Genomic DNA, 19,787 nt, shown 5'->3' on the forward strand with positions numbered 1-19,787 from the left:
GTGAGGCGCAGGACGGGGGCAGGACGCGGTATTTCTCATCCCCTCGCCAAATGGTGAGCAAGCCATCGGCACGGTTCAGTGCAAGCACACGTCGGATGCCGGCAAAGGGTTGAAGGCCAGCGACCTCTCCGCCGAACTCGGTAACGTCAAAGAACTCGTCAAGGGCGGTCAGGCAAACACATACGTATTCATGACCAACATGAGCGTGGATGCCCCGGTTGCGGCCGCCATACGCGCCAAATTGCGCGAGTTCGGCGTTCGCAAGCCGCATATCCTGGGCCGCCAATACATCGTTCGGGTCATCAGGAGCAGCTCACGCCTGCGCGCCCTCGTCCCGCAGGTCTACGGCCTGGGGGATTTGACCGCGATCGTCGACGAACGGCTCAGCGAGCAAAGCCGCGCGCTGCTTGCTAGCTGGATTCCGAAACTTCGCACCTATGTTCCGACCCAGGCGCATCGCGACGCCGTCAACGCCATCTCGGACCATGGCGTGGTTCTTCTGCTCGGCAATCCTGCGAGCGGCAAATCGGCCATCGGCGCGATAGTTTCGACGATCGCTTCGGAGAAGCCCGACAACACCGTGCTCGCGCTGACCAGTCCTCGTGATTTCGAAGCTAGCTGGAACCCCAACGATCCCGGACGATTCTTCTGGATTGATGATGCCTTTGGATCGAACGTGCTGCGCGACGACTACGTACAGGATTGGGCGTCGGCGTTTGCTAAGTTGCGCGCTGCCATCAAGCACGGCAACCGCTTCCTGCTGACGTCCCGCAAGCATATTTACGAGGCAGCGAGGCGCCGTCTAGGTCAGCGCAATCTAGCGCAATTCGCCGATGGCAGCGCCGTAGTTGATGTCGGAGAACTGGCCTTCGAAGAGAAGGCCCAGATCCTCTACAACCACATCAATTTCGGCGAGCAAAGCCAGAGCTGGCGTTCGAGTGTCAAGCCGCATCTGGCAGCCGTCGCCGCCGTCAACGCGTTCTTACCAGGAATCGCCGAGCGGCTTGGCGACCCGAACTTTACCAAGGGGCTGGCACCGCGCGAAGGTTCGCTCGTTCGATTCATGGAGGAGCCGACTGAGCACCTTATCGACACGGTCAGCGCGCTGGACGAGAGGCTCCAAGCCGCGCTTTACCTCGTTTACGTCCATCAAACCGGTTTCGATCCCAGCGACCATGATGCGGCAGCAGCGCAGGCGGTTGCAGACTTGACCAGTTTCACCCTGACCAAGATCCAAGATTGCTTCGCCGAACTGAAGGGCTCTTTTCTCAAGCTGTCCGGCGCTAAATGGACATTCGCGCATCCGACCATCGCAGATGCTCTGACAGAGATTCTGCGGCAAAAACCTCATATGATGGCCGCACTCATCCGCGGCGCACCAATCGATACGATCCTCGGCAGCTTCACCTGCGAGGGATCGCCGCTCATTCGCGATGCCTTGGTGATTCCGTCCACGCTGAACGAAGCGCTGGTAACGCGTCTCAGCCACACGCCGGACGAAAATCATCAAAACTGGATGCTGTTTCACTTCCTGTCGTACAGGGCGAGCGACGCGGTTTTCACAAAAGCGATCGAGCAGTTTCCAAGGCTACTTAAACGCTATTGCTGGCAGGCGGATCCCATCGCCAACGACCCTCGGTTTCATACCTTCGCTCGGGCTCATCAATTCGGTCTGCTCCCGGATGGCTTGCGGCGCGATGCCGCCAGTAGCCTCGAATCCGCTGCGCTCTCAGACCTCGATATGTCCTTCTTTGCCGAGAGGGCGATGCTCGCGCTCATATCGCCGCTTCGTCTCGTAGGATTAGGCTTGGCACTGCGAACAAATCTGCTGCCGGCCCTTGAGGAGAAGATTGACGAGATCGCCGCGGGTGCCGACTTGGACGAAGAGACCGACAGCCATTTCAAGAAATTGCTCGGCGCGCTCGATTGCATCGAGGAGATTGGTGTAGAGTTGGATGGCGATGCGCTTAGTTTGGTCGACGACGCGCGGGATCAGGTGAAGCGCGCGATCGACGGACTTGGAGAACGTAAACGGGAGCGCGACGAGGAGACTGAAGACGACACAGACTGGAGCCATATCGTCACTCAGAAGAAAGAAGAGCCGCCCTCGCTCGAAGCTGCGACTAAGAAGCGCTCGGTCTTCGACGATGTTGACAAGTGACGATCAGCAGATGGGACGATCGGATGCCGGGCAAAAAACCTCACTTACCGGCGCTGCCGCAGCGCAGGCAGGCTATGACTACCAGGTCGACGTGTCGATCTTGGCGGCATTACGTCTTCTCCTGATCACCAAGGCGGCCAGCCGGCTCATCCTCGAACCCGCTAATGAAGAAGACCTCGAAGCGGACCTGGCGCCGGACGTGCCCGGGCGTGTTGAGCCGAGCGCCGTGGTGGCGGGTGGCTACAAACTCGTCATCCAAGTCAAGCGGCGGAGCGGAGAACCTTGGTCGATCGACGATTTTCGCGCGTTGCTCAAGCATGGCAAGGCGCGGCGGCCCGCGTTTCAGCATCTCGACAATCCGGCAACGCGCTATCTTCTTGTCACCAGCGCCGATGCGAAAGGCGTGGCCCGCGACCTTCTGGTCAACGACTTTGAAGAAGCCTCCGACGGAAACGCCTTTCCAACGACCCTCAAGTCGACACTGAAGAGCAGCCCTGAAGGTAGGGTGGCGATCTGGGGCAGTCTAACCGAAAAGCAGCTCGCGTCCGATCTGCGCGACCTGATGTCCGACTTGCTGCACGTCCCCAAGGCACGACAAAGCGACCTGCTGCTCGATCTCCGCGGAGAAGCGAAGCGGCGAATGCGCGCCTCGACCCCCGGAATTTGGACGCGCCAGGACTTGCTTGGCACGGTGAGAAAATATGGTGGTTTTCTCGCGAGTTCTTCCAGCCTTGAACTCTTCGTTCCACCGTCCAATTTCGACCAGATGACCAAGCTTCTCGAACAGCGCAGCGCGATCATTATCCGTGGCCCATCGGGTACGGGCAAGACGCAGGCAGCCCTCAAGCTGTGCGAGCTCGCCCGGGACCGTGACGGAACACTGGAGATCGTGACAGTAGGACCCGACGACAGTCCGACCAGCACGCGCAAGTTGGTCGATACCGGCCCCACCTTATACTATGTCGAGGACCCTTGGGGTCAGTATAGCCTGCGCGGCGGGTCCGAGGCCTGGACCACGCAATTGCCACGCCTTCTGGAAAAGGCAAGGCCGGACCACTTATATGTAATCACTTCACGCGACGACATGATGCGCAGCGCCGACGTGGGAACCGGGCTCAATCATTGGTCGATCGAGCTCGATGGCGATCAATATAACGACGGTCCGCTCATCGCGATCCACGACAACCGCATGGACCAGTTGCCGTCCGACCTGCAGGCGAAGGCTTTCGCGTTTCGCGCAGATGCGCTGCAGGCGTTCGAGACCCCTCTCGAGATCGATCTCTATTTCAAGGAATTGCAAGAAGGCCCTGCGGAGGGCGAAGCGGACCACATTTTCTTCCGGCGGCTTCGGGAGACCGCGCACCGGGAAGCGGTGCAGAATGAAGTCGGAAAATATCTTTCAAAAATCTGCAGCGCGGGGCTATCCGCCATCGTCTGGGCATTGCTGGCGGCCCGATCACAGTTCGACCGCGCGCACCTGACAGCGCTTCAACGCACGCTCCGCAGGATCGCGCCATCGCTCGGCGACGAACTTGACAAAGTCGTCGACCGTCTGGTGGCAACCCGTCATCTGCGCCAGCCTGCGCGAATTGTGGCATTCGCCCATCCAAGCGTCAAAGAGGGCTTCGAGGCTTTCCTGCTGGCGAATTGGCCGCGTAGTGAGGGTGCGCTCGAAATGCTCATCGCGGCGCTCACAAAGCTTGGCGGTGGCTACAGCGAGTGGGGGCTGGAAACCGCGGCGAGAGCGTTTCAAGTGACCAAGGAGTTTAGCAAGAGGATCGAGGGTCTCGACCCGCCCTTCGACATCGATCCGGAAGCTCAGGCAGCGATCGACACATGGCTGGACGACAGCTTAATCGACGAAAAGTCTGATTTCTCGCCACTGCTCGAATTGTCGATCGATGTGGGATCGAGCGGGTCGGTGCCGAGCGAGGTGGCGCGCTGGCTTCTCTTGGGCGTGCAGCGTGGCGCGTCAGTCTTCCTCGAGAATTGGAAGCCACCTACCTATTCCGACGCCTGGTACAACCGTATCGCAGCGGATCCCTTGACAGCCCAGGTAGCGGCACGCTTCGTGCGTGACGCTCTGCCGTGGGAGCAAGGCGGCTTTAGTCGCGACTTTCCTAAGAAATTGGATCGCATCGCGCCCGACCTTGCGTTTGCATATTGCGAGGCCGCTAGGAAAATGGTCGGCAATGGTTTCGAATCCAACGCCGAAGCCGTGGCAGTCGGGGCCGTCCGCGATCTCGCGGCCTTTGCGCCGGTTATCGAAGCCGCTCTGGATGATCTCTCAAGCATCCAACGCTATTACGCGCAGGACGGAGCCGAGGAATGGCGAGCGATCAAGGATGGCGAGCGCGATTATGCCGTCGAGGAAGGGCATCTGTCCAATCATGAAGGTGACGGTTACACTTCGGGCGTCTTCGTTGACGCCTATATCGCTCAGCTGCGCCACGACGGACGCTGGCAGGACATCGCCGCCCACCCCCGCGTGGACGAGCTGCTCCAAGCCTGGGCGCGTGATATCGCCACATCTTCCGAACGCCCCGAGAGCGTTGAACTTCGCGAACTGATGTGGCGCAGTCAGGACAAGCCGTCTGAGGATCAGACCTGGTGGGCTGTGCGAGATAATTGGTACCCCGAACTTGCAGTCGACCTACGCTCACGCTTAATGGCCGATCCACCTGAAGGCCAGTTGCGGTTGGAACTAGTCAGAACCGCCGTCCTGTGTGCGCCCGACATACTAATCGAGGTGATCAACGCGCTTAGCAAGAGGCCAGCAGCGCAGTTGCGACTGGTCGTCGACGTGTGGGAAGCCCGCGGACGGCTTGAGGTGAAGGGACGTTCCGCCAAGCTCGCGCAGATTTCCGAAAGGATCTCGCCGGATCTTGGCGAGATTTCTGACGCGCTTGGGTTCAGGAAACGCCCCGCGAAGGGTGTAGGCGCCACCGCGCTCGCCCACATTCTCAGCACGATCGGGTGCCTGTCCGTCTCCACGCTGAAATCGCTCTTCCCGATCATCGTCGCGAGCGGTGGCGATGCCACAGAGGCTGTGAAGCGGTGGCTAATCGTTGCCGACGACAATGATGACGCGCACGCCGCGGCTGAGGCAGCCGTAGTGCTTGGCAGTAAGCCTCTCATGGACCTTGCTTTGAATCACAAGCGCGCAGATGCGCGGTGCGTCGCGCTCATCGCGCTCGCAAAGGCACACGACACACCATTGCCGGACGCGCTCCTGAAACTTTCAAACGATCCTGGCAGCCGGGTCCGCCGTGCTTTGGTCGCAGTCCTCAAGAACCGTCCTCATCCTGATCACCTCGCCGCGTTGCGCTCGCTCATTCACGACACCTGGTCGGACAACGACGCATATCATCATGAGCCCGAGTCGCATCCGATTGCCAGGGGAGCGATAGAGGCGCTTGCCCATTATGATGATCTTCCGGAGGATTTGGGACCTGAGCTTATGGCTCTTGCAGACCGCACGCCTGATCGTGGGGTGAGCCAGGACGCCCTCATTGTGGCAGCCAACGCGTTCGGTGCGGATATACGCATGAAGCTATGGGAAATGGCGTTGATGCCTGCATCCCGCTGGATCCGGCTAGATGCACTCGATGCGTTGGCAGATGCTGATTTTGTCGATCAGGAAATCGTGGCGCAGGTAACGGCGCCCTTACTTCTCAAACTCCCGGCTGTCCTCGCCGTGCCGGCCGCTGTCCTGCTCTGCAATCATGCAACTCCGATGCAAACGGTGAGCGTCTTCGAGCGCGTCGCCAGCTCGAACAACCACCGCACCCTCTTGCTGGTCGGTGCGGCAACGCTCGCGCCCAACCATCCAGTGGAAGCCGATCAGATCCTTGATCTGCTAGAACCCGGTCATCCAGCGCGAGACTTGCTGTCGGCAGCAGCTCCCCTCCCAACGTCCGTGCTGGACGGTCTCGGCAAGGTTCGCCTGCGCCGCGCGGTACGTGAGCGGCTAGGTGATCGACTGATTGATCCGCCGGTAACTGGAACGGCCTCCATTTAGCGCAGCGCCATCGTCTCGCGGGCACCGACATTCGCGTGCCGAGGCTGGCCGAGCCGCAACGTCTCGGCAATCCAGCGCTCAACGGGCTCTTTGCGGCATTCGAACAGCCGGGCTGGGGGCCAGACGGGCTGCTCATCGACGGCATCGTCTAACCCGAACGAACGGCGGCTTAGTTTTCGGCAACTGTGCTCAATGCCATCACCAAGTGAAATAAATTTGTTCGGCTTCACCAGACGGCACCTCGGCGGCGTGGCGCAAGCAGATCGAGGCACTCCTTTAACGTACGGCGGTCACGGGAAGCATCCGCAAATTGCACGGCACGCTGTTTGAATGTCCGCTTGTCCAGCTTTGCTGCAAGAGTCACGCTGCATCGCCGTCCGTCAGCTTTCCGCCCAAGTTGCCCACACGCCTCACACATCAACCCGCGGAATGAAGCTGCTGCGGATCTCCTGCCCGTCCCGTGCCGGCGGCGCCCCGAAGAGGCGGCGATACTCGCGACTGAACTGCGACGGGCTTTCATACCCGATGGCATAGCCGATCCGCGCGACATCGGCGGTGTCGGCGAGTAGCAGGCGACGCGCCTCCTGCAGACGTAACTGCTTCTGGTATTGCACCGGCGTCATCGCCGTCACGGCCTTGAAGTGGCGGTGGAATGTGGCGGGACTCATCCCCGCGACATCGGCCAGGTCCCGCACGTTCAACTGACCCGCAAAGCCCTCGCGGATGCAGGCGACGGCCCGACCGATCCGCGCCATATGGCTGCCAGCCAACCCGATCTGGCGAAGCGCGGGCCCCATCGGTCCGTTCAGCAAGAGCCAGGTGATCTCGCGTCGGATCATCGGCGCAAGGATTTCAATGTCACGCGGCCGGGCGCAGAGGGTCAGCAGGCGGCAGAGCGGATCGACAAGCTCCGGATCAAGGCCATGAACCGCCAGCGCCGCCGCGGCGGGCGCCTCCTCTGCTCCCCCCAACTCCAGCAGCAGGTCGGAGATCGTCGCGGGATCCAGCGCGAGACTGAAGGCCAGATAGGGACGTTCCGGCGTCGCACGGGTGATCTCGGCCCGGATCGGCACATCCATCGACGCGATCAGGCATTTCCCCTCATCATAGCGATAGGCCCGATCGCCGAGCATGCTGGTCTTGGCGCCCTGCACCACAACGCACAGCGAGGGGCGGTAGACAGCGTGGATTGGGCCGGTCGGTGCCGTGACCGAGGTCAGCAGCAGGCCATCGACCGGGGTTTCCCGGCCATGCGCGCGCCATTGGCGGTCAATCAGGTCCTTGAGCGGCAAGAGGTCATTGGTTTCCATGCCCTGCAATCTAGTCGACGGCGTGGCAGGACGCATCCCGAATTCCACCCGAATGAGAGGATCGTGCAAGGATATGCGAGGATCCGCGTCGCCGGGTCGCATGGGACAGCGCTATCTTCACGGTGAGCCGGCGGCGTTGCCCCCGGCCCTGCCCCACGCTGCGAAAGGAATTCCCATGCGGTATCGCACTCTCGGCCCGAGCGGCCTTCTGGTCTCCGAACTCTGCCTCGGCACCATGACCTTTGGCGGATCGGATGGCATGTGGGGCCAGATCGGCCAGTTGCAGCAAGATGAGGCAGACACGCTGGTCAGGGCCGCCTTTGACGCCGGGATCAATTTCATCGACACCGCCAATGTCTATGCAGGCGGAGAGAGCGAGCGGATCCTCGGTCAGGCGATCCGCAACCTCGGCATCCCCCGCGACGATATGGTGATCGCGACCAAGGTGCTGGGTCCGATGGGCGAAGGCCCGAACGCCCGCGGCGCTTCGCGCGCGCATATCATGGCACAGGCAAAGGCCAGCCTGTCGCGGTTGCAGATGGATCATATCGACCTCTACCAGATTCACGGCTTCGATCCGGTGACGCCGATGGCCGAGACGCTGGAGGCGCTCGACACGCTCGTGCGGCAGGGCCATGTGCGTTATGTCGGCCTGTCGAACTGGGCGGCCTGGCAGATCGTTAAGGCCATCGGCATTGCAGAGGCGCGGAAGCTGGCCCCGATCCTGTCCTTGCAGGCCTATTACACGCTCGTCGGTCGCGATCTTGAACGCGAGATCGCGCCGATGTTGCGCGCCGAAAGCCTTGGCCTGATGGTCTGGAGTCCGCTGGCGGGTGGCTTCCTCTCGGGAAAATACAGCGGCGGCACTACCGCCAATGACGGCCGGAGAGCGAGCTTCAACTTCCCACCCGTGGATCTGGCGCGCGGCGATGCCGTCATCGAGGTGATGCGCGACATCGCCTCAGCCAAGGACTGCACGGTGGCGCAAATAGCCCTCGCCTGGCTGCTGCACCAGCCGGTGGTCACCAGCGTGATCGTAGGCGCCAAGCGGATCGAGCAGTTGCAGGACAACATCCGCTCAACCGAGGTTTCGTTGTCGACCGAGGATCTGGCCGCGCTCGACAGCGTGACGAAACTGCCGCCTGAGTATCCGGGCTGGATGCTGGAGCGCCAATCGCAATACCGGGCACCCTTCGCCCCGCAAAAAGGCTGATCCCCGCGCAGCTCTCCGCCGCATCCGTGGCGGGGAGCTTGTAGTATTCCGCTAACACCCGCCCCGCCGCCCCCTGCCCTATCCTGCCCGTACCGTCAGCAAAGGGAGGATGCGAGATGGCGAAGATCCTGATGATCACCGGCGACTTCACCGAGGACTATGAAACCATGGTCCCGTTCCAGACGCTGCTGGCCTGTGGCCACAGCGTCGATGCCGTCTGTCCCGGAAAGAAGGCCGGCGATACGGTCAAGACCGCGATCCATGATTTCGAGGGCGACCAAACCTATTCCGAAAAGCCGGGCCACAACTTCGCGCTGAACGCCGATTTCGACACGGTGGATGCGGCCAGCTATGACGCGCTGGTCGTGCCCGGTGGTCGCGCCCCAGAGTATCTGCGCTTGAATGCCGAGGCTCTGGCTAAGGTCCGCCACTTCTTCGATGCGAACAAACCCGTCGCGGCAATCTGCCACGGTGCGCAGCTACTGGCCGCCGCCGGGGTTCTCAAGGGCCGCACCTGCTCAGCCTATCCGGCCTGCGCCTATGAGGTCACCGCCTCGGGTGGCACTTTCGCGGATATTGCGGTGACAGAGGCCGTGACCGATGGCAATCTGGTGACAGCGCCCGCCTGGCCCGCGCATCCCGCCTGGCTGAAACAGTTCATGGCGATCCTCTGACATCAACGGGAAGGGAGGCCCTGCGATGTGCGAGCTTTTCATCAAGGCCGATGCCGAACAATGGCAAAGCCGCACCCATTCGCTCCGCATCGACGGGGTCGCCACCTCGATCCGCATCGAGAACCATTTCTGGGACACATTGACCGAGATCGGTGCGCGCGACGGGATGACCGTCGCGCAGCTGATCACCCGGCTCTGGCATGAGGCGATGGATGCCGATCACGACCTCGGCAATTTCACCTCGTTCCTGCGGGTCTGCTGCAACCGTTACCACGCCCTGATCGCGGCCGGCGATATCTCGGCCAACCTTTCGGTGCCAATCGCGAGCCATCCGGCCCGCGAGATCCTGGCCCGCGAAACCGCCCGCCGGAACCTGAGGGTGAACTGAGGGCGCGCTTGCTGCGACGGCATCAATCGTCAATACGACAGCGAGCGGGTATCCGGGCGCGATATCGCCACTTGCAAAATCCACAACGCGTCGATAAATTTGAAAGAAATCGACACGATACCCACACCTGTCGATAGCATCGACACATGAACCTCACATGTCGATCAAAGCTCAGGTGATCGACATGAACTTCCGCCCAGACCGCCCTTTCAACGACCTCCCCGCGCTTCCGCCGAAGCAGGACATAGAGACCAAGGCAGTCCTGAAGGCCTGTATCGAGGCGCGCGCGGCATTGGCGGAACTGCGGGTGTCCGGCCAGATCATCCCCAATCAAGCCGTGCTCATCAACTCGATCCCGCTGCTTGAAGCCCAGGCAAGTTCGGAGATCGAGAATATCGTCACAACGACCGACCGCCTGTTCCGCTTTGCCAATGACGTCGGCGGCCAGGCCGACCCTGCGACCAAGGAGGCGCTGCGCTACCGCACGGCCCTGCACCGGGGGTTCAGCATGCTGGAGCAGCGCCCGCTCTCGACAGCCATCGCGGTCGAGGTCTGCTGCACAATCAAGGGGGTTGCGCTCGACATCCGCAACACACCCGGCACCGCCCTGATGAACGACACCACCGGCGCAGTGATCTACACCCCGCCCGAGGGCGAAGACTTGCTGCGCGCCAAGCTCGCCAACTGGGAGCGCTACATCCACGAGGCCGAGGAGATCGACCCACTGATCCGGCTGGCTGTGATGCATTATCAGTTTGAGGCGATCCATCCCTTCATCGACGGCAACGGTCGGACCGGGCGCGTGCTGAACCTGCTCTATCTGGTCGACAAGGGGCTGCTGGACATCCCGGTCCTCTACCTCAGCCGGCACATCATCCAGAACAAGGCCCACTACTATCGGTATCTTCTGGAGGTCACCACCCGGGGTGCCTGGGAGCAATGGCTGCTGTTCATACTCGAGGCCGTCCGCGCGACGGCGGAGTGGACAACGGGTCGGATCAGGGCGATCCGCGACCTTCTGGAACAGACGGCTACACAGCTGCGCCAGAGCCAGCCGAAGATCTATTCACGGGAACTGGTCGAGCTGATCTTTGTGAACCCCTATTGCCGGATCAGCGATCTGGTCGACTCCGGGGTCGCCAAACGGCAGACAGCCGCAGTCTACCTCAAAGCGATGGTCACTGAAGGGCTGCTCGAAGAGGTGAAGATCGGGCGCGAGAACCTCTATATCAATCCTGCATTGCTGGCCTTGCTGTCAGAGCCGCAACGGTAATCCGCCCTGGGCAACCGGCAGACAAGGAGTCCGGACGTGAATATCGACTATCTCAAGGACTTCCTGTGTCTCTCCGAGACCATGAACCTGACTGTCGCCGCAGATCTGCGTGGAACAACACAATCCAATTTCAGCAAAAGGCTCAGAAGCCTGGAGATGTGGCTGGATCATGATCTGATTGATCGAACAAGCCGACCAATTGCCCTCACACCATATGGCGAAGCCTTTGTGATAAAGGCAAAGTCAATTCTAGAGGATCTACACGACTTCAAGAGCAACAGGACCCCGTGGGACTCATCGTCTGGCGGCGTCAAGGTTGCAACGCCCCATGCAGCCACCCATTACGCGCTTCCCAACCTGATGCATATTATCCGAGGTGTTTTGCCAAACATATTCCTGCTGCCGCACCTCCAGAACCAGGCCGAAACCGCAGTGATGCTGAGCCGGACCGAATGCGAATTGGCCATCGCCACCAAACACAAAGGCCTCCCCCTGTCGTCGGAACTTGAGGTCTTTCGCTCTGTAGAGTTCGATAATGACCGACTTGTGATGGTGTTCAATCCGTCCAGCACCACGGTGACCGATCAACTGAACCTATTCGTCCCACACAGAAATACCTATCTTGGCAGGATCTGGAGCGAGAACAAGCCAACCAGCATCCTAAACCCAGAGATAGGCGTGGGACTTGTGGCCGAAGTGCGCGCGCACTGCCTTGGTGGTAATGGCATCGGCATCATACCGCAGAGTTTGGTTGAGGCAGACCTCGAGCTTGGCAGGCTTGCACAAATCGATCTGCCTGCTGACCTCACCTACTCCTACCGCCTTTTCTGCGCCCCGAAGGCATCACCAATGGCCCGCCAGGTCTGGGATTTGGTGAAGACCTTACAGCCCATCATTCCCTCAGCAACTTGACCCAGTCGCCCAATGACTTGGACAGTATCTGATTGATACATCTATGCTTCCTGCAAAAATAAGAGGCAGGAATCATGCAGGTCTATATCTCGGCGAGAGCCGGGCGTTCCCGCTTGGGTATGCTCGGCACCGCCACCGCGCTTGCGCGCGCATCCTTCACGGCGGTCGGAATACTCTTCCCCTGCTCTGCAAGCGCTGAAGAGTTTGCAGCCGCAGTCCGTTCAGCCTGGATCTACGATATTCCGACACAGACGGTGATGATGGACCGGGACGCCGATGTGGCGATGCCGCCCGCGTCCATGACGAAACTGATGACACTATACATCCTGTTCGAAGCGCTCGAAGCAGGACGTGTCCAACTCACCGACCGCTTCAATGTCTCGCCCCACGCGGCCAGCCGGGGCGGGTCAACGATGTTCCTGGACACGCGAGACAGACCTACGATCGAAGAACTGATCCGGGGCATCGTCGTCATGTCAGGTAACGATGCAGCTATCGTGGTCGCGGAAGGCCTAGCCGGAACTGAAGCTGCATTCGCCGGTTTGATGAACGCTACCGCCGAGCGGATCGGCATGGAGAACTCCCAATTCATGAATGCGAGTGGCTGGCCAGAGGCCGGCCATGAAATGACCGCAAGGGATTTGGGAACGCTGGCGGTCAGGATTATTGAGGACTTCCCACAGTATTATCACTACTTTTCAGAGTCCGAGTTCCCATTTGATAGCAGGGCACCTGCCAATAGATTCAACAGAAACCCTATACTTCGCCTGAACATAGGCGGTGATGGCCTCAAAACTGGCCATACCGAGGAAGCTGGGTACGGTTTTGTCGGGTCCGCCATACGAGATGATCGTCGCGTCGTCTTTGCCTTCATGGGAGCGGACGATGCCAACGCAAGAGTACAAATTGCCCGGGACATCGTGATCTGGGCATTTGGGCAGTTCAGAGCAAGGCAAGTACTGCGGAGCGGCGATGTTGTCGCCGAAGCCGAGGTTTGGCTTGGAGAGCGAGCAACCGTCCCTCTCACTGTCGAAAGCGACCTGACAATCCTCATCCCGGCAGGGCAATCAGACAACGTCCAGGCAATGTTATCCTATATCGGCCCGATTTCAGCCCCGATTATCGCGGGGCAAGAAATCGGCAACCTTACCGTGTCGCGCGGCACGATGGAGGCATTAAGTGTCCCAGTCGTGGCAGCGGAAGGCATTCAGGTTGGTGGCTTCGATGTTCGGCTATCAGCCGCTGCGACGATACTGATCAATTCAGCAATTCGTCAGGCGTCGAGGTTACTCACCCCGGAGCAAGAATAATAGAGGAAAATGCCATGCAACAAAGACCCTCACTGATTTCATTCGGCATTCTCCCGTTTATTTTCTTCCTGTTTATTTGCGTTGCTTCAACAGCTACTGTCGCCAGAGCAGACAACTATGCTCATCTTGTCATCGACGCAACCACAGGAAACGTTTTGGAAGCGCAGAATGCTGATGCGTTGAGGCACCCTGCATCGCTTACGAAGATGATGACAGTATACATCGTCTTTGAAGCGATTCGTAACGGCCGCCTGACCTGGGATCAACGGATTCGAGTATCTGAAACCGCAGCAAGCCGCATACCGACAAAACTGTACGCTCCCGCTGGATCTACCATAACTGTCCGAGAGGCTGTCCTCGGAATGATTGTCCTTTCGGCAAACGATGCGGCCACCGCTGTAGCAGAAGAATTCTCAGGGAATGAAGCCGCATTCGGAGAACTGATGACGCGACAGGCACGTCAGCTTGGGATGTCGAGCACCGTATTCACGAACGCTTCGGGCCTCCCAAGTCGCGCACAAGTTACAACGGCGCGGGACATGTCCGTTCTCGCCATTGCGCTACAGAGAGATTTTCCAGAATTTTATCAACTATTTTCGCATACAAGTATGACTTTCGCCGGACGGACTCGTTACGGACACAATCGCCTCATGTCCCGATACGAGGGCATGGATGGAATGAAAACAGGGTACACCAATTGGTCAGGTTTCAACATTGTCAGTGCCGTTTCTAACGGCAACCGGCGGGTTATAGGTGTCGTGATGGGCGGCGCAACCGCTCAGTCGCGCGACAACAGAATGGCTGAATTGCTCGACAGGGCCATCCCAAGAGCATCAAACGCGCCCGGCGGACCTACGCTTCCTAGGCAAATTCTGTCGACCGCCGTGCTCGTTTCTCCGCGTCCTCCAACACGACCTCAACGCTTCGGCGCAAGCGATGCAGCCACGCCACTGACAGCCGTTTTTGTATCTTTGCGCCCCCGCGAGCGACCGGAGAACTTAGCTGTGGACCACGCCGTCAGGATCGCATTGCTGAGCGTCTCCGCTGATGAAGACATCCCATTCCAGATTGTTAGTGCCAGTGAAATCGACGCAGCAGTGTCTCAAGCCCTAGCCTCCATCCCAAACTAGCAAAAAGCGCATATTCCACATCGAGAAGAAGGCATCGCGCATATCGGTCCGCAGGAAGGAAGGATGTCATGAAGGAGACCGTGCAGCACCCAGAGATCGAGTTGCGTCACCTCCGGCATTTCGTTGCGGCAGCGGAGCATGGCAGCTTTCGTAAAGCGGGGGTTGCCCTCGGACTGTCACAATCTGCCATCAGCAGGTGTATAGCTGAACTTGAAGACCAGATCGGAGCCTCGTTGTTCCATCGACACACATGGGGTGTTTCACAGACCTTTGCCGGTGAACGCTTCCTCACCACCGCCCGTAAAACTCTCAGGATTGTTGGCGACGGCGCAAATAACATTGCAGCGGCAGGTCGAGGGGAGAACGGGTGTGTGAAAATTGGAATATACTCGTCCATTGCGTCAGGATTTGTCACCGAGCTGCTGCGCCAATACGGTGATAGGCACAGAGACGTGCAAATCGAGATAATCGACGGTGCTGCCGCTGAGCACGCTGCTGCGATCCGGCGCCTGCACCTGGACGTTGCCTTTCTCGCTGGGGAACGTGATTGGTCCGATTGTGAGCGCGTGCAGTTGTGGTCTGAACAGATTTTCGTGGCACTGCCAGGCGATCATTGCCTTGCGATCCGTACGGCACTGGCTTGGCGTGACCTGGCGGATGAGACTTTTGTTGTGAGCGCAATCGCTCCGGGTGACGAAGTCCGCGCACACCTTATGCGCGAACTGAATGGTCTTGGCGGATGTCCCGACATCGAGGTTCAATCCGTCGGATTCGATAACCTTCTTCCCTTGGTTGCGCTTGGTCGAGGTCTAACACTTGTCTGCGAGGCGATGACGGCCACCCGGTTTCCTGGTGTCAGCTACCGCCCGATCGTGGACGAAGTGATACCCTTCTCCGCCGTTTGGTCGGCCAAGAACGACAACCCGGCATTCAGGCGGCTGCTCAGCCTCGCAAAGATGATGGCTGTCAGACCGACACTTTAGTTGCCGGACCCGAACGCCGCGCTTTGGCGAAGCCGCGATCCGTGGCAATGAATCGCTCCAGCATCGGGACGATCAGCCTTACCGGGTCGACCGGAGGAGCGCCGGGATCGGCCAGCAGTCGGCCATAGTCGACAAGGCTCCGATGCAGATCAGCCGGCAATTCCACTGTCAATTTGACGGGCTTGTCGTCAGACAGCCGCCCGAGTTTCAGCTTGGTCATGATCAACCTCCTGCGGGCTCAAAGACAAGATCCCGGGTCACAATAATCCTGACCGAGAAGCCCGGCCGGATGGTCAGGGTCGGCGCGACCTGCAACTGGCGCTGTACGATCTGCTGCCCCGCCTGATTGATCGTGTCCTGCGCCCCATCGCGGATGGCCCGGACCAGCCGGTCCTCGTCGCTGGAGGCGAGTTCGGCCCCCACAGCGAGCAGTGTGGAGAGGCCCGCCGCCCGCATCAGATCCCACCAATGGTAATCGACGCCATCTTCAAGACCCGCATAGCCGCTGGCATCCGCGCCCGGCAGGCGCTCCAAAACGATCGACCGGCCACCGGGAAGGATCAGTCGGTTCCAGACCAGCAGAACCCGCCGCTGACCAAAGGTCACATCGTCATCATACTGCCCGATGATGCGCGTGCCCTGCGGGATGAGGAGCAGGCTGCCGGTGGGGCTGTCATAGACGTTTTCCGTCACCTGCGCGGTGATCTGGCCGGGAAGGTCAGAGCGGATGCCGGTGATCAGGGCTGCCGGGATGACGGCCCCGGCCTGAAGGATATAGGGGGACGCCGGCGGCGCGACACGATCCGGGGAAACGGTCTGGCGATCCACCGGGCCGTTCAGGAAACCCGAGGCACCATCCTGCGGCCCCGCGACACCGCCGAGGTCGAGCCCGCCAAGCCCGGCCAGTGTCGGTCCCGCTCCGGTGCCGGTGCGGGGGCCGGTCTGGAAGAACACATTACTCAGCCGAGCCGCTTCTTCCTCGGCAAGACGGCGTTGCTCCTCGGGATCGACCGTCGGCGTGGTGATGGGCGGTGGAACAACGGGCTGCCCCCGGTTTTGCGCGTCAAGGATTGGGCGCCCGAGATCACCGGGCAGTGCCGGTCCTAGGACAGGGCCGGTATAGTCGCGCGGGAGACCGGCGAGACCATCCGCCGTGGGCCGGTTCTCGGTCGAGTAGAATTCTCCGCCGCCTGGTCCGGCGTCACGGGTTTGAAGCGCGTAGATCAGCGCGCCGCCGATGCAGAGCAGGGCGACAGCGCCGACGCCTGCCAGCATCTTGCGCGACAGGCGGGTGACGCGGGGCGGATCGGCGCGCAACCGCATGGGGGCGGCAGGTTTCTCGCTCATGTCGGCGATCCTCCCGCCGTTGGCGCAGAAGTTACCGCTTCAGCCTGCGTCGGTTCCAAGCGGATGATCCTGACGACCTGCTGGCGGTCGCCGCTGCCAAGGCGCAGCTCGGCCGCCCCAAACAGCCGGTCCACGATCAGGACGTTCTGATGGATCCGTGAATTGACGATCTGCGGCTCGCCATCACTGCCCAGGACGAAGAGCGGTGGCATCTCGCCCTGAACGATCCCGCGCGGGAAGACGACATAGACGCGGCGGCCATCATCAAAAACGGCAACCGGACGCCATGGCGGGCTCGCGCCGGGAAGCTGCAGACCGTAGCGATAATTGCGGGCGGACTCCGCGGGGATAGTGGGTGCAGTCGGCACGCTCGGACGCTGGCCCGGCGGAGGTGCGGGATAGGACCAGGCCACGGCAGGCATGTAGAGCGCCTCGCGGGCGCGCAGCTCAATCATATAGATGCGCCGGTCGGTGGTGATGACGAGGTTGGTGGAAATGTCCGGCCGCGTCGGCTTGACGAGGATCTGGACCCGCCGGTTCGCACCGCTGCCGCTTTCGGTGTCGCCAATGACCCAGCGTGCAGTATCGCCCGCCGCAATCGGCCCGGCTCCGGTCAGACTTTCGCCCGGCTCCAGCGCAATAGTGGTGATCTGCCCGACTGCAGCATAGACCTGATAGAGTGCGCCCTCGCTCCAGGGGTAGATCTGGATCGCGTTGTAATAGCCTTCCCGACGCGGCTCGATTCGGGCAGCGGCATTGGCGTTCTCGACCCTACCATCCGGCGTGCCGGCGGCTGTGCCACCGCGTGCGACTGTCCATGCGGGCGGGACATGCAGTGGCCGGGGCCGCGTATCTGCCACCGCCGTCGTCGTAGTTGCCACTGGCGGCACGTCATCGTCATAGGTGAACTGCGGCACCTGGTTCCTGGCACATCCCGCCAGCACGGAGACGGAGAGCAGCAAAGCCGCAACAACGGGTTTACGGAAAGCCGGGACTGCGGCTTTGCAGGATACCAGAGGGGTCATTGGCTCATCTCCCGCGACCATGAAATTGCGTTGACGTAGATCCCGAGCGGATTGGCACGCAGACGCTCGGCGTCCCGCGGGGTCTGGATCACGACGGTCAGGATCGCGGTCCAGCGCTCGGTCGTGGATAGCTGGCCGCTCTCGAAATGCCGCTCGGTCCAGGCGACGCGGAAACTGTCCGGCGAGGCCCGGATGACCGAGGAAACCTCGACCGCCACCTGCTGGCGACCAACGCGGGTGAAGGGATCATTGGTGCGGGCATGTTCGTTGAGCGCCGCCGCACCACGATCCGTGGTGAATTCATAAGCGCGCAGCCAGTTCTGACGCACGATGATGGCGTCCGCCGGGATCGCCCGAACCTGCTCGATGAAGCGACCGAGATGGAAGGCAATTTGCGGATCGGTCGGCCGGTAATCGGCAGTGGCAGGCGCGACGGTCTGGGCTTGGCCGAGAGTGTCGACCTGAACCACCCAGGGCACCACGGTTCCTCGCGCCGATTGCCAGACCAGCGCCGAGGCAAAACCGGCCGAGAGGATCAGGCAGCCGAAGGCCATATAGCGCCAGTTGCGGGCCTGAACCCGGGCCGAGCCGATGCGCTCATCCCAGACCTGTGCGGCATTTTGATAGGGTGTCTCTGGTTGCGGCACCTTGCCGAAATGGGTGGATGGACGTTTGAAGATGTTCATATGCGGTCACTTTCGGAAAGGCTGATCGAGGAACCGCCGCCACGGCTGTCGCCGGACCGGACGGCATGGGCGGCGACCCTGACGCCCTGGCTCACGGTGCGGCTGCGCTGCATGCGCTGTGCCCAGGCGGGTGGGCTTCCGGCTGGGGCTGCTGCATCGAGTGCGGATGGTGCGCCTCCGACAGTTCCCATCGAGGTGGTGCCTCCTGTGGCGGCGAAGCCGCCCCGCGCCCCTCCCGCATGGCTGGATTTGACGCTCTCAGTGGTACGGGCGGCGGCACGTTTCAGGGGCGATACGGCAGCAGATGCGCCGGCGCGGGCAACGCCACCGAGACCGGCGGCCACGCCCGCGCCGCCGGTCGCGCCCATAGAGCCCAGGGTATAGGCAGAGGATGCGGCACCTGCGGCAGATGCCCCACCACGCGCCAGGGCCGCTCCACCGGAAAGGGCAGCGCCGCCGCCACGGGCGGCCAGCATGGTCGCGCCGCCCGCGGCAACGGCAGCTCCGCCAACCGCGAGGCCGGTCCCAACGGCAGCACCGGCGCTGAGCTGGGGACCACCCGAGACAAGGCCGGAGGCGATGCCGGGACCGAAGATCCCGAGACCGAGAAGGGAAAGAGCAGCCAGCACGATGGCCATGGCGTCGTCGATGGTCGGTGTCGCACCACCGAACCCGGCGGTGAACTGGCCGAACAGGGTCGAGCCGATGCCGATGATCACGGCGAGGACCAGCACCTTGATGCCGCTGGAGACGACATTGCCCAGCACGCGCTCGGCCATGAAGGCGGTTTTGCCGAAGAGGCCGAAGGGGATCAGGACGAAGCCTGCGAGCGTGGTCAGCTTGAACTCGATCAGGGTGACGAAGAGCTGCACGGCGAGAATGAAGAAGGCGAGGATCACCAGCGCCCAGGCGAAGAACAGGCAGAGGATCTGCACCAGATTCTCAAAGACGGCGATCCAGCCCATCAGGTCGGAGATGGAGTCGAGCAGCGGCCTACCCGCATCCAGGCCGATCTGGGCGACACGGCCCGGCCGCAGCAGATCCGCTGCCGAGAACCCGGTGCCCGAGGCCATGAGGCCGAGACCGGCGAAGCTCTCGAAGACGATCCGGGCGAGATTGTTCCAGTTTGAGATGATATAGGCGAAGACCCCGACGAAGATGGTTTTCTTCACGAGGCGGGCGAGGATGTCGTCATCGGCACCCCAGGCCCAGAACAGGGCCGCAAGCGTCACGTCGATGACGATCAGCGTCGTGGCGATGAAGGCGACCTCGCCACCCAGCAGACCGAAGCCGGAGTCGATATATCTGGTGAAGATGCCGAGAAAGCTGTCGATAACGCCGGTTCCGCCCATGA

At 61.2% G+C, this 19,787-nt stretch carries 17 protein-coding genes; 10 read left to right on the forward strand and 7 right to left on the reverse strand.

What is annotated here, in order from left to right; translation table 11 throughout:
- Positions 1-109 precede the first annotated feature (109 nt).
- Positions 110-2,161 carry a hypothetical protein gene (locus tag QNO18_RS23685; protein WP_283179925.1) on the forward strand — a complete coding sequence of 684 codons (2,052 nt, stop codon included), beginning with the start codon at positions 110-112 and terminating at the stop codon, positions 2,159-2,161.
- A complete protein-coding gene (locus QNO18_RS23690; protein WP_283179926.1) occupies positions 2,148-6,182 on the forward strand; it encodes a hypothetical protein in 4,035 nt (1,344 codons plus the stop codon). Before QNO18_RS23685 ends, QNO18_RS23690 begins: the two co-directional genes overlap by 14 nt.
- Here QNO18_RS23690 and QNO18_RS23695 read toward each other — a convergent pair.
- Together QNO18_RS23695 and QNO18_RS23700 are read right to left on the reverse strand one after the other, a co-directional pair.
- Positions 6,179-6,412 carry a hypothetical protein gene (locus tag QNO18_RS23695; RefSeq protein WP_283179927.1) on the reverse strand — a complete coding sequence of 78 codons (234 nt, stop codon included), beginning with the start codon at positions 6,410-6,412 and terminating at the stop codon, positions 6,179-6,181. The genes QNO18_RS23690 and QNO18_RS23695 overlap by 4 nt on opposite strands.
- A gap of 180 nt (positions 6,413-6,592) precedes the next feature.
- The gene (locus QNO18_RS23700) at positions 6,593-7,492 is read right to left on the reverse strand and encodes an AraC family transcriptional regulator (RefSeq protein ID WP_283179928.1); all 900 of its coding nucleotides are present in this window, start codon (positions 7,490-7,492) and stop codon (positions 6,593-6,595) included.
- A 175-nt stretch (positions 7,493-7,667) separates the two neighbouring features.
- Between QNO18_RS23700 and QNO18_RS23705 the strand changes: the two genes are divergently transcribed.
- From QNO18_RS23705 to QNO18_RS23740, 8 genes are all read left to right on the forward strand, one after another.
- Positions 7,668-8,705, forward strand: a complete 1,038-nt coding sequence (locus QNO18_RS23705; RefSeq protein ID WP_283179929.1) for an aldo/keto reductase — start codon at positions 7,668-7,670, stop codon at positions 8,703-8,705.
- Positions 8,706-8,821: 116 nt separating this feature from the next.
- Complete coding sequence (locus QNO18_RS23710; protein ID WP_283179930.1) at positions 8,822-9,379, forward strand: DJ-1/PfpI family protein; 558 nt, start codon at positions 8,822-8,824, stop codon at positions 9,377-9,379.
- A 25-nt stretch (positions 9,380-9,404) separates the two neighbouring features.
- Positions 9,405-9,767, forward strand: coding sequence for a ribbon-helix-helix domain-containing protein (locus tag QNO18_RS23715; RefSeq protein ID WP_283179931.1), 363 nt, complete (start codon positions 9,405-9,407; stop codon positions 9,765-9,767).
- A gap of 157 nt (positions 9,768-9,924) precedes the next feature.
- A complete protein-coding gene (locus tag QNO18_RS23720) occupies positions 9,925-11,040 on the forward strand; it encodes a protein adenylyltransferase Fic (RefSeq protein WP_283179932.1) in 1,116 nt (371 codons plus the stop codon).
- A 36-nt stretch (positions 11,041-11,076) separates the two neighbouring features.
- The gene (locus QNO18_RS23725; protein ID WP_283179933.1) at positions 11,077-11,952 is read left to right on the forward strand and encodes a LysR family transcriptional regulator; all 876 of its coding nucleotides are present in this window, start codon (positions 11,077-11,079) and stop codon (positions 11,950-11,952) included.
- A 74-nt stretch (positions 11,953-12,026) separates the two neighbouring features.
- The gene (locus QNO18_RS23730; protein ID WP_283179934.1) at positions 12,027-13,262 is read left to right on the forward strand and encodes a D-alanyl-D-alanine carboxypeptidase family protein; all 1,236 of its coding nucleotides are present in this window, start codon (positions 12,027-12,029) and stop codon (positions 13,260-13,262) included.
- A gap of 14 nt (positions 13,263-13,276) precedes the next feature.
- Positions 13,277-14,392 (forward strand): D-alanyl-D-alanine carboxypeptidase family protein, encoded by a 1,116-nt coding sequence (locus QNO18_RS23735; protein ID WP_283179935.1) that lies wholly within the window; start codon positions 13,277-13,279, stop codon positions 14,390-14,392.
- A 68-nt stretch (positions 14,393-14,460) separates the two neighbouring features.
- Entirely contained in the window at positions 14,461-15,375 is a 915-nt protein-coding gene (locus tag QNO18_RS23740) for a LysR family transcriptional regulator (protein WP_283179936.1), read from the forward strand.
- On the opposite strand, the gene QNO18_RS23745 is transcribed toward QNO18_RS23740, so the two are convergent.
- Genes QNO18_RS23745 through trbL form a run of 5 tightly spaced genes read right to left on the reverse strand, consistent with a single transcriptional unit; the run spans position 15,359 to position 19,785 of the window.
- Positions 15,359-15,595, reverse strand: a complete 237-nt coding sequence (locus QNO18_RS23745) for a DUF2274 domain-containing protein (protein ID WP_283179937.1) — start codon at positions 15,593-15,595, stop codon at positions 15,359-15,361. The two genes, QNO18_RS23740 and QNO18_RS23745, sit on opposite strands and share 17 nt — an antisense overlap.
- A gap of 2 nt (positions 15,596-15,597) precedes the next feature.
- A complete protein-coding gene (locus QNO18_RS23750) occupies positions 15,598-16,722 on the reverse strand; it encodes a TrbI/VirB10 family protein (RefSeq protein ID WP_283179938.1) in 1,125 nt (374 codons plus the stop codon).
- Positions 16,719-17,747, reverse strand: a complete 1,029-nt coding sequence (gene trbG, locus QNO18_RS23755) for a P-type conjugative transfer protein TrbG (RefSeq protein WP_283179939.1) — start codon at positions 17,745-17,747, stop codon at positions 16,719-16,721. The genes QNO18_RS23750 and trbG overlap by 4 nt, the downstream gene beginning before the upstream one ends.
- The gene (gene trbF / locus QNO18_RS23760) at positions 17,744-18,433 is read right to left on the reverse strand and encodes a conjugal transfer protein TrbF (protein ID WP_283179940.1); all 690 of its coding nucleotides are present in this window, start codon (positions 18,431-18,433) and stop codon (positions 17,744-17,746) included. Before trbF ends, trbG begins: the two co-directional genes overlap by 4 nt.
- Positions 18,430-19,785, reverse strand: coding sequence for a P-type conjugative transfer protein TrbL (trbL, locus tag QNO18_RS23765; protein ID WP_283179941.1), 1,356 nt, complete (start codon positions 19,783-19,785; stop codon positions 18,430-18,432). The genes trbF and trbL overlap by 4 nt, the downstream gene beginning before the upstream one ends.
- Between the last annotated feature and the right edge of the window lie 2 nt (positions 19,786-19,787).

This window comes from Gemmobacter sp. 24YEA27, from assembly GCF_030052995.1.
Taxonomy (GTDB): Bacteria; Pseudomonadota; Alphaproteobacteria; order Rhodobacterales; family Rhodobacteraceae; genus Pseudogemmobacter.

Excerpts from the sequence above, each read along its gene's own strand:
- QNO18_RS23735 (WP_283179935.1), top strand. The coding sequence starts at position 13,277 with ATGCAACAAAGACCCTCACTGATTTCATTCGGCATTCTCCCGTTTATT.
- QNO18_RS23710 (WP_283179930.1), top strand. The coding sequence starts at position 8,822 with ATGGCGAAGATCCTGATGATCACCGGCGACTTCACCGAGGACTATGAA.
- QNO18_RS23720 (WP_283179932.1), top strand. The coding sequence starts at position 9,925 with ATGTCGATCAAAGCTCAGGTGATCGACATGAACTTCCGCCCAGACCGC.
- QNO18_RS23740 (WP_283179936.1), top strand. The coding sequence starts at position 14,461 with ATGAAGGAGACCGTGCAGCACCCAGAGATCGAGTTGCGTCACCTCCGG.
- trbG (WP_283179939.1), bottom strand. The coding sequence starts at position 17,747 with ATGACCCCTCTGGTATCCTGCAAAGCCGCAGTCCCGGCTTTCCGTAAA.
- QNO18_RS23690 (WP_283179926.1), top strand. The coding sequence starts at position 2,148 with ATGTTGACAAGTGACGATCAGCAGATGGGACGATCGGATGCCGGGCAA.
- QNO18_RS23730 (WP_283179934.1), top strand. The coding sequence starts at position 12,027 with ATGCAGGTCTATATCTCGGCGAGAGCCGGGCGTTCCCGCTTGGGTATG.
- QNO18_RS23700 (WP_283179928.1), bottom strand. The coding sequence starts at position 7,492 with ATGGAAACCAATGACCTCTTGCCGCTCAAGGACCTGATTGACCGCCAA.
- QNO18_RS23745 (WP_283179937.1), bottom strand. The coding sequence starts at position 15,595 with ATGACCAAGCTGAAACTCGGGCGGCTGTCTGACGACAAGCCCGTCAAA.
- QNO18_RS23750 (WP_283179938.1), bottom strand. The coding sequence starts at position 16,722 with ATGAGCGAGAAACCTGCCGCCCCCATGCGGTTGCGCGCCGATCCGCCC.
- QNO18_RS23705 (WP_283179929.1), top strand. The coding sequence starts at position 7,668 with ATGCGGTATCGCACTCTCGGCCCGAGCGGCCTTCTGGTCTCCGAACTC.
- trbF (WP_283179940.1), bottom strand. The coding sequence starts at position 18,433 with ATGAACATCTTCAAACGTCCATCCACCCATTTCGGCAAGGTGCCGCAA.
- QNO18_RS23715 (WP_283179931.1), top strand. The coding sequence starts at position 9,405 with ATGTGCGAGCTTTTCATCAAGGCCGATGCCGAACAATGGCAAAGCCGC.
- trbL (WP_283179941.1), bottom strand. The coding sequence starts at position 19,785 with ATGGGCGGAACCGGCGTTATCGACAGCTTTCTCGGCATCTTCACCAGA.